11 protein-coding genes are annotated in these 13,159 nt (G+C 67.6%); 2 read left to right on the top strand and 9 right to left on the bottom strand.

Going from position 1 to position 13,159, the window contains the following annotated elements; genetic code table 11:
- Positions 1–61: 61 nt before the first annotated feature.
- From VFW04_07995 to VFW04_07960, 8 genes are all read right to left on the bottom strand, one after another.
- On the bottom strand, positions 62–706 hold the full coding sequence (locus tag VFW04_07995; GenBank protein HEX5179253.1) for an ABATE domain-containing protein: 645 nt from the start codon (positions 704–706) through the stop codon (positions 62–64).
- A gap of 97 nt (positions 707–803) precedes the next feature.
- Complete coding sequence (locus VFW04_07990) at positions 804–3,527, bottom strand: PAS domain S-box protein (protein ID HEX5179252.1); 2,724 nt, start codon at positions 3,525–3,527, stop codon at positions 804–806.
- Positions 3,524–3,898 (bottom strand): response regulator, encoded by a 375-nt coding sequence (locus tag VFW04_07985; protein HEX5179251.1) that lies wholly within the window; start codon positions 3,896–3,898, stop codon positions 3,524–3,526. The genes VFW04_07990 and VFW04_07985 overlap by 4 nt, the downstream gene beginning before the upstream one ends.
- Positions 3,895–4,281, bottom strand: coding sequence for an Hpt domain-containing protein (locus VFW04_07980; protein HEX5179250.1), 387 nt, complete (start codon positions 4,279–4,281; stop codon positions 3,895–3,897). Before VFW04_07980 ends, VFW04_07985 begins: the two co-directional genes overlap by 4 nt.
- Before the next feature lie 2 nt (positions 4,282–4,283).
- The gene (locus VFW04_07975) at positions 4,284–6,260 is read right to left on the bottom strand and encodes an ATPase, T2SS/T4P/T4SS family (protein HEX5179249.1); all 1,977 of its coding nucleotides are present in this window, start codon (positions 6,258–6,260) and stop codon (positions 4,284–4,286) included.
- Between the two features lie 194 nt (positions 6,261–6,454).
- Positions 6,455–7,534 (bottom strand): MBL fold metallo-hydrolase, encoded by a 1,080-nt coding sequence (locus VFW04_07970; protein ID HEX5179248.1) that lies wholly within the window; start codon positions 7,532–7,534, stop codon positions 6,455–6,457.
- 14 nt (positions 7,535–7,548) lie between these two features.
- Positions 7,549–7,896: a thiosulfate oxidation carrier complex protein SoxZ gene (gene soxZ / locus VFW04_07965; protein ID HEX5179247.1), complete on the bottom strand. Its 348-nt coding sequence runs from the start codon at positions 7,894–7,896 to the stop codon at positions 7,549–7,551.
- Position 7,897: 1 nt separating this feature from the next.
- Positions 7,898–8,389 (bottom strand): thiosulfate oxidation carrier protein SoxY, encoded by a 492-nt coding sequence (locus tag VFW04_07960; GenBank protein ID HEX5179246.1) that lies wholly within the window; start codon positions 8,387–8,389, stop codon positions 7,898–7,900.
- A gap of 119 nt (positions 8,390–8,508) precedes the next feature.
- Between VFW04_07960 and VFW04_07955 the strand changes: the two genes are divergently transcribed.
- On the top strand, positions 8,509–8,991 hold the full coding sequence (locus tag VFW04_07955; GenBank protein HEX5179245.1) for a thioesterase family protein: 483 nt from the start codon (positions 8,509–8,511) through the stop codon (positions 8,989–8,991).
- A 4-nt stretch (positions 8,992–8,995) separates the two neighbouring features.
- On the opposite strand, the gene VFW04_07950 is transcribed toward VFW04_07955, so the two are convergent.
- Positions 8,996–10,111: an LD-carboxypeptidase gene (locus VFW04_07950; GenBank protein HEX5179244.1), complete on the bottom strand. Its 1,116-nt coding sequence runs from the start codon at positions 10,109–10,111 to the stop codon at positions 8,996–8,998.
- A gap of 90 nt (positions 10,112–10,201) precedes the next feature.
- Between VFW04_07950 and VFW04_07945 the strand changes: the two genes are divergently transcribed.
- Positions 10,202–13,033 (top strand): zinc-dependent metalloprotease, encoded by a 2,832-nt coding sequence (locus VFW04_07945; protein ID HEX5179243.1) that lies wholly within the window; start codon positions 10,202–10,204, stop codon positions 13,031–13,033.
- Positions 13,034–13,159: the final 126 nt, after the last annotated feature.

Raw genomic sequence — 13,159 nt, 5'->3', positions numbered from 1 at the left:
GAGCGAACACTCGATGGGAGCCGGCGTTGCGCTTCGCGCATGACGCCGGCTCTCGTCGTTTCTAACGGCTGACGACCAACCGATCTTCGGTGAGTTTGCGGCGGTGCCGCGCGGCTTTGGCGCGATTTCCGCACGACGACATGTCACACCATCGGCGTCGTCCGTTCTTGGTTCCGTCGAAGAACACGCGCGGGCAGCGTTGGTCGGCGCAGCGTCGCACGCGTACCAGCTCGCCCAACACGAGTGCATCGGCCGCCGATTCCACGATTGGAATCATCAAACCTGCGAACGCATCACCCACCGGCACGAAGCTGCGGACGAATTCGCCGTCGCCACGGCTTTCGAGGCGTCGCACGCCCGCGCTGCGGCCCAACACACGATTGATCTCGCGCACCGCGGTTTGTCGAACGTCGTTGCCGTGAAGGCCGCGTTCGGCCAGTGAGCGCAACACGGATCGCACGCGCCGTGCATCAGCGAGCGCCGCGGTCGCGCCGGCCGGCTGCTGCTGAGCGCGCCGGCGGATGCCGGACGCACGTTCGGCGTCGAGCACGGACGCGGCTTCGAGCCAGCCTAAGAGCGCGTCGAAATCGCGCAGCGCATCGGTGCGAACGCCTCGGTGAAGATCATCCGTGTTGACGAAGTCCAGCCACAGCCGCTCACCGAGAAAGACGAAATGGTGAGCAATGTGCGGGGCAGGTTTGGGCATGGCGGGAATGGCGAGCGCGGGGGCCTCTAGTCTATCCGCGCCGCTAGCGCGTTGCAAGACGCGCCGTTTTCTCATCCGCGCAAGTCCCTAAATGCGACTAGACGAGTGCCGTATTGGCCGACGAGCTAAGCGCGGGTAACGACGCTGCTGGAGTTTTCGCGCTCAACGGTTTCACCATCACAATGCTGAACGTGGACCCGGAGCCGGGCTCGCTGCGCAGATCGAGCGAGTAGCCCATCAATTGACAGAGTGCGCGCGAGATCGCGAGGCCGAGTCCCGTTCCGCCGTATCGGCGGGCGGTGCCGACGTCGGCTTGCTCGAACGCCTCGAAGATTTTTTCCTGTCGGTCGGCCGGAATGCCGATGCCCGTGTCGATCACATCGATGCGCGTCACGCGCGAGCTGACGGGATCCGCGCGGACGTGCACGCTCACGCTGCCCTGCGCGGTGAACTTGAGCGCGTTCCCGACGAGGTTGATGAGCACCTGCCGAAGCCGTTGGGCATCCGTCTCGAGCGGCAGTACGCCCGACGGCACGTGTGCGATGAGCTCGACGTCGCGTCCCTGCGTCTGGGCGTCGAATTGCGCCAGCGTGCTCGCGACGAGCGCTCCCGGGTCCACCGTCGACAGGGTGAGGGTCCCGCGGCCGGCCTCGATCTTGGAGAGGTCGAGCAGGTCGTTGATGAGGCCGAGCAGGTGCGTTCCGTTAGACGAAATGCGCTCGACGTACTCGCGGTCCTGCGCATTGAGGTTCGAGCGTTTCGACTTGATGAGCACATTCGAAAAGCCGATCACGGAGTTGAGCGGCGTGCGCAGCTCGTGACTCATGCGGGCGAGGAAGTCGCTCTTGGCGCGGTTGGCTGCTTCGGCCGAGTCCTTGGCGACGCGCAGCGCATCCTCGATGCGCGAGCGCTCGGCGATTTCGGATTGGAGATCGGTGACGGCGCGTGAGAGCTCGTTCGTGCGGACCGCGACCAGCACTTCGAGCTGCTCGCGCACTTGCCGCAGCGCGTTTTCGGCGCGTTTGCGGTCGTCGATGTCGGTACAGGTTCCGATCCACTTGACGATGCGGCCGGCGTCGTCACGCACGGGCACGGCGCGGCCCAAGTGCCAACGATAGACGTCGTCGCTGGCGCGGCGGAAGCGGTATTCCACTTCGTAGCCGGTGCCGTCGTTGCAGCTCTTCGTCCATCGTTCCGTCACGCGATCGACGTCGTCGGGATGGACGGCGGCGTGCCACGCCCAGCCGAGGCTCTGTTGCTGCGTTAGGCCGGTGTACGCATACCAGTTCTGGTTGAAGTAGTCGGTGCATCCATCGGGGCGCGCGGTGAACACGATCTGCGGCAGCGCTTCGGCCACGGTGCGGTAGCGCTGTTCGTTGGCCTCGAGCAGCGTCCGTGTCGACTGCTCCTCGAGCCGGGCCATACGCTCCTGCTCCGCGCGCTTGCGCTCGGTGATACGCTCGGTGGTGACGATGATGCCGCCTACCGCGCCGTCCTGCTCCAGCCACGGGCGCACTTCCCAGCGGAACCAGTCTTCGGCGCCGTCGCTGCGAACGACGCGCTCTTCTTCGCGGCGGACGATGGTGCCGCCCAGGGCGCGGCGATGCACGGCTTTCGCCTCGGCGCTCACATCCTGGACGAGATCGTAGTGACAGCGGCCCTCGATCTCGATCTTGTGCAAGCTGTGCTTGATACGCCACTGGCGGCTGGCGAAGAGATAGCGCATCTCGCGGTCGAACATCGCGACGGCCACCGGCATGTCTTCGATCACCTGCCGCATGCGTTCATCGTCGCGGCGCTGGCGCTCCTCGACCTGCATGCGCGCGGTGATGTCGCTGAGGGTGCCGCCCATGCTGAGCAGACGTCCATTCGCATCCTGATGGGCGCGTGCGTGCATCTGCACCCAGCGCACACTCCCGTCGCGCGCGAGCAGACGGAACGGCTGCGCGATGGTCTGTTCGGCGCGGCTGAGCAGATCTCCGAGGCTGCGCAGCAACGTCCCGGCGTCGGCCGGATGGACGTGCTCGATGGCGTGGCGGCCGAGGCATTCGCTCACCGTTAGGCCGGTGATGCGCGTCCAGGATGGGTTGAGGAGCACCCAGCGGCCGTCGGCATCGGTCTGGAAGATCACGTCCTGCACGTCGGCGACGAGCGATCGATATCGGTCCTCGCTCTCGGCCAGCGCGGCGAGCGCCGCGCGGTGCTGGCGGTTCTCGCGCAGGAGGCTCGTGCCGGCGGTGCCGACCGCGACACACCCCGTGAGCGTGAGCGCCACGAGCACCAGCAGCGCGACGTTCACGGAGCGCCGGCTGCTCGCGACGCGCACCACGAGCAACGAATCTTCTTCGGCGCGCATCGCCGTCGTGATGTCGTTGATCGAGTCGAGCAACGGTGTATCGGCGGCGGTGAGCGCGCGGTTCGGCGTGCCGCGCGCGACGGCAGCACGCACCACGGTATCCAGTTGGGCGTGGCGTGCGCGGATCAGGCGGCCCAGGCGGATGATGCGCACCTGCTGTGACGGGTTGTCGGCGGTGATCTCGCGGAGGCTGCGGAGAATGTTGCCGATCTTGATCACCTGCGGCGCGCGGCGCTCGGGCATCGTATCGCGCGCCGAGAACGCCCGGCGTGCGTGATCCATTTCGAGGACGCCCATCTGCACGATGAGCGCGTTGATCATGGATTTGACCTGGTACGAGTGCGCGATCCAGCGTTCCTGCGTCGCCACCTCGCGCGTGTGGCGGGCGGCCAGGCCGCCGGCGACCCCGAGGATGACGACGCACGCGGCGAGCGTGCCGACGAGCCCGGCGCGGGGACGCGTCACGCGGCGCTCTTGCCTAACTGGCGATCGATCGCATCGAAGAGCACCGTTTCATCGACGATGGGCTTGGTGACGTACTCGTCGAATCCGGCGCGCAGATAGTTCTCTCGGTCGCCGGCCATGGCGTGCGCGGTGAGGGCGACGACCGGAAGCCGTGCCGTGCGCGCATCATTGCGCAGGCGCGCGAGCACCTCGACGCCGTCCATGCCGGGCAGCGAGATGTCGAGCAGCACGACTTCGGCGCCGGCGTCGGGCAGGCCCGCGACAGCATCGGCGCCGGTCTCGAACTCGACGATGCGGAAGCGCTCGTCGAGCAGCGCGCGCAGCAACAGCCGGTTGTCGGCGTTGTCTTCGACGACCGCGATGGTCTTCATGATGCTGGGCCGGCGTGCGGCCGGGCGGAGACGAGGAGCGGTTGCACGATGGCGAACTCGCGCTCGAGCGCCTCGAGGAGGCCGGCGAGCGCGTCCGGATTCGTCGCCACGGCCTGTTCGGCCTCGGCGCTCAGGCGCCGCATCTGCTCGGCGCCTAACTGTGCACAGCTCGAGACCAACGAATGCACGGCGAGACGGACGGGCGCGAGGTCGTTCGCCGCGAGCGCGTCGCGCGAGGCCGCGATGCGCTTGGGCGCGTGCTCGAGAAACAGGTCGATCATGTCGCGCAGCAGCGCATCGCCGCCGAAGCGGCGCAGGCGCTCGAGCGCGCGGTCGAGCTCGACCGCCGAGGCATCGGCGGCGGTACCGGTGGGTGTCGGCATCGTTAGGCGGCGGCCCGGCGTAATACGGCGCGGATGCGGGCGAGGAACCGGGGTGGGTCGGCGGGCTTCGACAGGTAGTCGTCGGCGCCGGCGTCGATGATCTCGACTTCGGTGCGCGAGTCGCCCGACCCGGTGAGCACGATCACCGGGAGCGTGGCCAGCGCCGGCGTCCGGCGAATGTGGGCCAGCACCGAGCGGCCGTCCACGCGCGGCATGTGCAGGTCGAGCACCACCGCGGCGAAACGGCGCTCGGAAGTGAGCATCTCGATCGCGACGGCGCCGTCGCACGCCTGGTGCGGCTCGAATCCCTGTTGGGCGAGCAGCGTGCACGCGAGGTGACGCTCGATCTCGTCATCGTCGGCGACGAGGACGCGGCGCGGCTCGGCCGGCTTCCCGGCGGCGCCGGGGTGCGGCGCCACGCCTAACACACGCTCGGCTTCGCCGGCGGTGGTGTGGCCGGCGGCAATGCGCGCGGCCGCGCTTTCCTCGATCGAGCGCGAACCCGCAGCCCCGATGCTGCGATGCAGCGCCGACGGCGGGGCGCCATCGGCGATGAGCTCGCGCAGCGGCGGCGTCGTCGCGACGATCTCGAATATCGGCACGCGCCCGCGCAATCCGCTGCCTCCACAGGAGGCGCACGCCTGGCCGACGGCGCTCCCGCCGCACGCGGTGCAGGCGCGGCGGAGCAGCTGCTGCGCCACGATGCCGTGCAACGCGGCGGCGATGCGCGTGCGGCCAAGACCCAGCTCGCCTAACCGATCGATCGCGCCGAGCGCGCTCGATGCCTGCAGGACGGCGATGACGAGATGCCCGGTCGTGGCTGCCTGCACGGCGAGGTCGGCGGTTTCGCGGTCGCGCAGCTCACCCACCAGAATCGCAGCGCCGTCCGCGGCCATCGCTTCGCGCGCGAGCGCGGCCGCCGTGAGACCGGTGCGGATGTCGACCTGCATCTGCGAGACGCCCGGCACGCAGCTGTCGATCGGATCCTCGATGCTCGTGACCGGCGTGCCGCGGCCGACCACCTCGCGCGCCAACGCGTACGCGGTGGTCGTACGACCGGAGCCGGGAGCGCCGCACACGAGCACGAGGCCGGCGCGCGCCGCGCACAGCTCGCGCAACCGCGCGAGATCGTCGGGCATCGCATCGAGATCGGCGAGCGTGCGCGCGTCTCCGGCCGTCGGAATGCGTACGGTCGCGCGCTCGCCATCGCGCGTCGGGATCGTCGCCACGCGCAACTCGATTCCGGCGGCGGCGCCGGTCGCCACCTTGATCTTGCCTTCCTGCGGACGCGTCCGCACGGCGGTCGCGAGGCGCGCCAGCGCCTTCACCCGCGCCACGAGGCGCTCGAACTCCGCCGTCTCGAGTTCGGCGTACGGCCTAACCACGCCGTCGATGCGAAACCGCACCATGCCGCCGGTCTTCGCCGGCTCGAACTGCACGTCGCTGGCGCCGGCTGCAATCGCGTCGGCCATCAGCCGATCCGCCACCTGCGCAACGCCCGCAGCGTCGAGCACAGCACCCGTCGCGCTGACCGGTTTCGTGCCGTTGATCGGCGTCGAGGTCGAGGGCGCGATCGGTTGACCGGGCACCGCCAGCGCAGCGTGCAACATCGCAGGACTCGCGATCTCGAACATCACCCGACGACCCGAGGCGAACGCGATGGCTTGCTCGGCTTCGACGTTGGATGGATCGCTCGTCGCGACCACGATGTGCTTGTCGGTCTCGCGCAGAGGCACCACGTTCCACCGGCGCGCGATGCGATCCGGCACCAAGCGGCGCGCCGGGGGATGCGCATCCGCGAACTTCGCAACCTCGAGTCCGGTCGCGGCGGCAACGGCGCGCACGAGTACGTCTTCGCCCAACCCGCAATGCTGTTCGACGCCGGCCCACGCCATCGGCGTGGACATGTCGGCGGCAATATCGAGCGTCTCGGCGCGCGGCAAGTTCGCGCGCTGGGCGATCTGGACTAGCCAGTGCATGTCGAAAGCGACCTGTCTCGCGGAGGACAATTGGGCGCGGCAGCCTGCCGAACCGGGCCAAGTGGTTGCTACGGCCGCCGATGTGCTTCGCGGTCACCCTGGAGTATCGGATCGGTACGGCGACCCTTGAGAACCTCGAGCGCAACCCGGCAACGCTGTCCGGGGGCGGCTAAATCGAGGAGCAGCGGTGCGACCTATCGAACGTTCGAGCCCGACTGCGGGCAGGCGGAGAGCTGCCTCGCCTCCGCTGCCAGGGCCGCTTTGGACGGAGAGGAGCCAAGGAGCGATTGCTCCATCTCGCTGTACACGCGTACCGCGTTCCGGCGCAGGCGCGAGTGCAGCGACACCGGCCGGTCGCGGTCGGCCTGAGGGAGCTGGTCGAGCGCGAGGCCCATGCGGACGCCGTCGGCGACCGCGCGCCGCATCGTGTCGCGGAGCGCGAGCACGTAGCATCTCGTGGTCGCAACGAGGGTTGCCGGGTGCGTCGCGAGGCGGCCGTGTCCGGGCACGGCCACGCGCGGATCGAGTGCGTCAATGCGCGACAGCGCCCCGAGCATCGCGGCGGAGCTGCCGTCGACCATCATCGAGACGCCGTCTTCGACGAGAACATCTCCGGCGAACAACACCCGCTCGTTAGGCAGCCACACCATGAGATCGCCCGCGGTGTGCGCCGGACCGGGGCGCACGATCTCGATGCGGCGTCCGCCGACGACGAGCATCGTGTCGCGCCGCACCGGGATGTCCGGCGTATCGGCGTAGGCGAAGCTGCGCATCTGCTCGAGACCCATGACGCCGGTCCAGTCGCTGGCGAGCCGGTCGTCGCCATCGATGTTGGCCAGCGTGCGCCGATCGGGGTGCGCGATCACGCGCGCGCCTGCGCGCTTGAACACGATGGCGCCGAAGGTGTGGTCCGGATGGTGATGCGTGAGGACCAGATAGCGCACCGGCGCCCGGGTCACCGTGCGGATGGTGCGCATCAGCACGCGGCCTTCGCCCGGGCTGGCGAGCGCATCGATGACGACGACGCCGGCTGGCGTGACGACGAAGCCTGCGTTAGGCCTCCCCTCCACGCCCCGGCCCGTGTCGCCGAGGACCGCGTAGACGCCCGGCGCGAGCTCGCGCAGCGGGAAGGCGGGCAACGTATCCGAGCGGTCGCGCGGATACCGGCTGGCGATCGCCGCGCGTGTGGCCGAATCCGCGCTCAGGGTCCGCGGGACGATCGTCTGTTGGGCATGCGCGCCGCGCGCTGCGAGCAGCGCGATGGCGGCGGCCATCGCTCGTCGCAGCGTCAACCGCCGAAGGCGATGGCGGCAGTCTGCGTATAGACCCGGCCCTTGGTGTCGGTCCATGCGATGTGCAGCGGGCCTTCGTGCGTCGCGCGCAACGGGAAGGCGACGTACGGATCCCGGCTGATACCCGACGTCCAGGCGAAGCGCGCGACGCGGCGCCCGCCGTACGTGATCTCGACCGTCTTGATGTAGTACTCGGGGATGAGCGCGCCCTTTTCGTCGCGCGAGAACCCCGTGTACATCGGATGCGCGACGAGCGCGCGCACGTAGATCACGCTGTCTTTCTGGATGCCGGGCGGCAGCAGAATGCGCGCATCGCCGGTGAGGGGGCCCGCGACGGAGGTCACGTCACACGCATCCGTTGAGCGTGGTGTAGACGAGCTTGTGCGCCCACCACAGCTCGCCGCGACTGGTTTCGACGATGGCGCGCACCTGGGAGCTGCGCCGCATCTTGATGCGCGTGTCGATGGACGCCTTGCCTAACGCAGGCGTGAGCTCGAAGCCGGCGACGTAGATGTCGGGGTTGTGATCGACCACGAGATGGATGGCCTTCACATAGTGGTCGGGATCCATCGGGAGATCGGTCTCGATGAAGATCGGGACTTCGCGGCTGTCGGGTGCGACTTCGGGGAGATCGAGGCTCACGTGCCCATCTTTGATGGAACGCGCGCCGAAATGCTCGCGCAGCACTTTCTTCGCGGCATCGGGCATATCGTCGCCGGGGCCATCGTGAGCGCCTTGCGCGGCGAGCAGATCGCGTCCGCTCAGCGCCAACGCCGTGGCGCCGAGGAGGGCGGCGCGGAGAAAAGAACGTCGGCCGGTGGACTCGTGATTCTCCATGGGTTCTCCACGCGAGCGCGCATTGGACGCGTCGTGCTCGCATCGGAATAACTAACGTGCGCGTGGGGTGGGGGCCAGTCTCGCGTGACACGAGCGCCGGCGCGCCCTACATTCATCGCATGCCCAAGACGCCGTTCGTGGTGGCCGAATACGTTCGCTGGGGCGACATCGATCTCGCCGGCATCATCTGCTACGGCGCGTACATCCGCTTCTACGAGCTCGCGGAGACGGAGATCTTTCGCGCGTGCGGGCTGCCGTTCCGCGAGATGTTCGAGCGCTACGACATCTGGTTGCCGCGCAAGGTCATGCACACCGAGTTCTACCGGCCCGCGCGCCTGGACGACCGTCTCGAGGTGGCGACGTATTTCAGCCGCGTCGGCGAGTCGTCGCTGACGATCAATTTCGATGTGCTCGATGCGGACGGCGCATCGCTGCACGCGGCGGCGTATCAGGTGCTGGTATGCGTGTCGCGGCAGAGCTTCGCGAAGGTGCCGCTGCCGGCCGCCGTGGTGGAGGCCGTCGGGCGGTACATGATGGACAGCGAGACGGCGCGCGCGGCGGTTAGGGGTCTGGATCCGGTGCGCGCCCGGTCTTCGAGTTAGGCTGTCAGCGGGCGGTCGCCGCCGGCTCCCGCGCCGGCTCGGCGGACTCGCCGTTGGGCGGGCTCGCGTTCGGCGATGCTGCGTTGGGCAAGCTCGCGTTCGGCGAGGTCGTGTTGGGCGGCGGCGCGCTCGGCGGCGCCGCGGCGTCCTTGGCGGCGGGCGCCTCGCGCGGCGCCTCCTCGAGCGCATCCTCGCGGTAGGCGATCCAGCCTCCGGCGTCCTCGGCCACCAGCTCGACCTCGGTGCCTAACGGAACGGTGAGGTTCGGCACCTCGTGTCCGGCCGGGAAGTCGGCGAGCACCGGCACGTTGAGGTCCGAGACCAGGTCGAGCAGGAAGTCCTCGAACTCATCTTCCTCCGAGCGGTCGATCGAGAGCTGGCCGAACACGATGCCCTTCACCGCGCGCAGCAGGCCCGCGGCGCGGAGGTGCACGAGCCGCTCGTCGAGCACGCTCATCGGATCGCGCGTTTCCTCGAGGAAGAGGATCGCGTCGCGCGTATCGACTTCGTACGGCGTGCCGATCGTCTGCTGGACTAACGACAGGTTGCCGCCGATGAGACGGCCCGTCGCGCGCCCGGGCCGCAGCACGCGCGCCATGCCCTTGCCCAGCTTCGCCGGCGGTTTGGGGATCATGAGCGCGTTGAGCAGCGAGGCCATCGTCGGGTCGCGCGCGCTCGGAATCAGATCGTCCACCGTGGGCCCGTGAAAAACGCGGAGGCCTGCTCGGCGCATGAGCCAGAGATGGAGCGCCGTGATGTCCGAGTAGCCGACGAACGGTTTTGGGTTGCGGCGGAAAATCTCCGGCTCGAGATAGGGCAGCATACGCACCGCGCCATAGCCGCCTGTGCCGCCGACCACGGCTTTGACCTTCGGATCCAGCCACACGCCCATGAAATTCTCGGCGCGCCGCTCATCTTCGGCGCGCTTGAATCGCCGGCCCTTCGAGATCTCGGGGTCGAGCACGACGCTGAAGCCGACGTGCTCCAACGCCTTCACGCCGCGCACGAGCCACCCGGGACGCGGCGCGTACGACGGCGCGACGACTCCGATTGCGTCGCCTTTGACGAGCGCGGGCGGCTTGATGAGGGGCGCGGGTTTGTCGCCGCCGTCAGAAATCATGGGGTGACCAGTGAGTCGAACGAGGTCTGCGGCCGCTGACGGGCCTATAGCCAATGCTACACCGCTCGAAGGGCGCGTCGCCAGACGAAAATGCCCTTGCAAATTGATGGACGCACACTCTGGCGAATGTGTGAAACCGCGATGAATAATGCTTCAGCGAATCGGCCCCGTCGTGCGTCGTTAGCTTGTCGCCTCCCTTGTCCATCTCGACCTGCCGCTGGTCGAGTCGGGCGCTCTACTCATCTCCGGCGGTCCACCTCTGTGATGAATCGAAAACTTCTTCCCGCCCTGGCACTGGCGGCCGCATCCGCGGCTGCCTGCGCCCACAAACCTAGTCAGCAGGCGCCTGAGCCCGTACGGCAGCCCGCAACAGCAATGATCTCGGAGCAGCGCCCGGCGCGCGGAGCGGTATGCGGAGCCGGAGGAGGAGGTGGTGGCGGTGGCGCACCCGGCGCACCCGGCGGAGCGGCACCCGCTGCGGCAGCGGCCGCAGCCGCGCGAGACACCGGTGCCGCCCGTCAGGTTGCGACCGGCGCACCGCGCCCGCGGCCCTACGATCGCGTCATCACGCGCGCCGCGAAGACCTATCGCGGCATGTTCATCGTCCACGTCCAGTGCGACCGTCTCTATTTCGAGATCCCGCAGAAACAGCTCGGCGTCGACATGCTCCTCGTCGGCCGGTACGATCGGGCGGCTGCAGCAGAGCCCGATCAGCCGCGAGGCGGCTTCGGCGAGTATGGGGGCGATGAGTTCGGCGAACGCACGCTCGTGTGGCAGCGCGATGGCGATCGCATCATTCTCCGGTCACCGACCTTCTCGATCACCGCCGATTCGTCGCTCGCGGTCTACCGGTCGGTCGAGGCGTCCAACTATGCGCCCATCGTTGCGATCTTCAACGTGGAGGCGTACGGTCCCGACAGCGCGGCCGTCATCGATGTGACGCGCCTCTATACGAGCGAAGTGCCTGAGTTCGCGGCGATTCGGGGTCGGATCGATGAGCGCCGCTCGTACATCGAGAGCGCGGCGGCGTTCCCGGAGAACGTTGAGATTCAGGCCGCGCAGACCGGCATTCCGGCGCCGGAAGGCGGGCGTTTTGGTGCTCCGCAGCCGGCGCAACCGCAAGCCAACGCGGAAGCGATCAGTGTGCTTGCGCACTGGAGCCTGGTGCGGCTGCCCGATCATCCGATGATGCCGCGCCGGTTCGACGAGCGGGTGGGGTACTTCTCCATCGATCAGGTCGACTTCGGTCTCGAGCAGCGCGCGGCCCGGCGTCAATACATCTCGCGGTATCGTCTCGAATGTTCGGACCAGCGGGTCGGCGACCTCTGCATTCCGAAAAAGCAAATCGTGTACTATGTCGATCCTGGGACGCCCGATGAATGGAAGCCGTGGATTCGGAAGGCGATTACGGATTGGCAGGTGGCGTTCGAGGCAGCGGGCTTCAAGGACGCGATCATCGCCAAAGATCCGCCGGCCAATGATTCGACGTGGTCGCCGGAAGACATCAGACATACGATGATACGATGGCTGCCGTCGACAATTGAAAACGCGGTTGGCCCGCACGTCAGCGACCCGCGCACCGGAGAAATCCTCAACGGATCGGTGCGCATCTTCCAGAACGTGCTCAACCTGCAGCGTGACTGGTACTTCACGCAGGCCTCGCAGCTCGATCCGCGCGCACGGTCGTTCCCGATGCCCGACTCGCTCATGGGCCGGCTGCTCGAGTTCGTGGTCGCCCACGAAATCGGCCACACGCTGGGCCTCCGGCACGATCAGTTAGGCAGCTCGACGTATCCGGCCGACAGCGTCCGCAGTGCGACCTGGGTCCACAAGATGGGCCACAGCCCGAGCATCATGGACTACTCGCGGTTCAATTACGTGGCCCAACCGGAAGACCACATCGCGCTCGAGGACATCGTCCCGCGGATCGGTCCGTACGACAAGTTCGCGATCATGTGGGGCTACACGCCGATCCCCGACGCCAAGACGCCGGACGAAGAGCGCCCAACGCTGGACAAGTGGGCCATGCAGCAGGACTCGATTCCCTGGTATCGCTTCTCCGAGAGCAATGACTTCGGCGACTTCGGCACACTCACCGAAGCCGTTGGCGACGCCGATCCGGTGTGGTCCACCACCTATGGATTCAAGAACATCGCGCGCGTGATGGGATACATCGCCGGCGCGACCACGAAAGCGGCCCAGGACAACAGCGACATGAAGGAGATTTACGATCGCACGGTCGGCCAATGGGCCACCGAGGCGACGCACGTCGTGACCGTCATCGCCGGCGCGGAGGTGCAGTACAAGTCGGGCAGCCAGCCGGGTCCCGTGTACAAGCCGCTGCCGCGAGCCCGTGAAGTGGCAGCCATGAAATTCCTCAACGACAACGTGTTCCGCACACCGTCGTATCTGATCCGTCCCGAGCTCAGCCGTCGGATCGAGGCGGAGGGCATGATCAATCGCGTCGTCGCCGCGCAATCCCGTGTGCTCGCGTCTGTCCTCAACGACAACCGCATGAACCGGTTGATCGAAGAGGAAGCAGTGGCGACCGACAAGAGCACGGTCTATCCGCTCCCCAACATGCTGAGCGATCTGCAGAACGGCATCTGGTCGGAGCTGTCGGCGGGACGTGTCTCGATCGATGCGTATCGACGCGAGCTGCAGATGGTGTATCTGACGCAACTGAACAGCAAATTGAATCCGCCTGACGAGTCGGCACGGCCGGCCGGACCGCCGCGCAATCCGTTTGGCCGTCGGAACATTCCGCTCTCGGAGGACGTGAAGTCGGAACTGCGCGGCGAGCTGCTCGCCCTGCGCGCGGACATCCGTCGTGCGATTCCGAAAGCCGCCAACGAAGAGACGCGCTTTCATCTCGAAGCCGCCGACCACCGTATCGGCGACATCCTGGAGCCGAAGAAGTAGTCAAAAAAGCTGCAGTAGCATCAGGGCTTCACAGAACCGAGCTAAGGACAACCGAACCGATCGTTGTGCGTCGAAAAGTGCGTTGCCTAACGGCCAATTAAAGTGCGTTGTCGTTCGCGACGACAC

It is taken from the genome of Gemmatimonadaceae bacterium, from assembly GCA_036273715.1.
Lineage (GTDB): Bacteria > Gemmatimonadota > Gemmatimonadetes > Gemmatimonadales > Gemmatimonadaceae > JADGGM01.
Note: the sequence above shows the minus strand (reverse complement) of the source record. Positions and strands in the feature narration are given on the sequence as shown.

Coding starts and splice junctions, on each gene's coding strand:
- VFW04_07995 (HEX5179253.1), bottom strand. CDS start 706: ATGCCCAAACCTGCCCCGCACATTGCTCACCATTTCGTCTTTCTCGGT.
- VFW04_07985 (HEX5179251.1), bottom strand. CDS start 3,898: ATGAAGACCATCGCGGTCGTCGAAGACAACGCCGACAACCGGCTGTTG.
- VFW04_07980 (HEX5179250.1), bottom strand. CDS start 4,281: ATGCCGACACCCACCGGTACCGCCGCCGATGCCTCGGCGGTCGAGCTC.
- VFW04_07975 (HEX5179249.1), bottom strand. CDS start 6,260: ATGCACTGGCTAGTCCAGATCGCCCAGCGCGCGAACTTGCCGCGCGCC.
- VFW04_07970 (HEX5179248.1), bottom strand. CDS start 7,534: ATGGCCGCCGCCATCGCGCTGCTCGCAGCGCGCGGCGCGCATGCCCAA.
- VFW04_07960 (HEX5179246.1), bottom strand. CDS start 8,389: ATGGAGAATCACGAGTCCACCGGCCGACGTTCTTTTCTCCGCGCCGCC.
- VFW04_07955 (HEX5179245.1), top strand. CDS start 8,509: ATGCCCAAGACGCCGTTCGTGGTGGCCGAATACGTTCGCTGGGGCGAC.
- VFW04_07950 (HEX5179244.1), bottom strand. CDS start 10,111: ATGATTTCTGACGGCGGCGACAAACCCGCGCCCCTCATCAAGCCGCCC.
- VFW04_07945 (HEX5179243.1), top strand. CDS start 10,202: ATGCCCTTGCAAATTGATGGACGCACACTCTGGCGAATGTGTGAAACC.